This window comes from Virgibacillus sp. 7505, from assembly GCF_002272135.1.
Lineage (GTDB): Bacteria > Bacillota > Bacilli > Bacillales > Amphibacillaceae > Terribacillus.
The window spans coordinates 1-258 of the sequence record NZ_NPBF01000214.1; the positions used below are offsets into that span (position 1 = coordinate 1).

At 43.8% G+C, this 258-nt stretch carries 1 pseudogene; it reads left to right on the forward strand.

What is annotated here, in order from left to right:
- Nucleotides 1-258, forward strand: a pseudogene (locus CHH91_RS20960) (hypothetical protein); the annotation flags it as partial.

The following is a 258-nucleotide window of genomic DNA, read 5'->3' on the forward strand; positions in this document are numbered from 1 at the left end:
GCTTTGCTGGCTGTATCATTGTCGTAGTTGCTACAAGGCAGATTAAATGGAAAAAATGGAAGCTTTCCTTCGCCTCTATAGGCTCAGCGCTTAGGCAAAGTACATCGACTTTATCGCAAAGCGTGTACGTGTGTATCAACGCTTTAGTCTTATTGCTGTTTCAAATGGTTGACGTTTTTACTGTCGTTCGTTTGCTCCAAGAAGCAGGCTTACAAGAAGAACAAGCTTATTTGGCAAAGGGTGTGTATGACCGAGGCC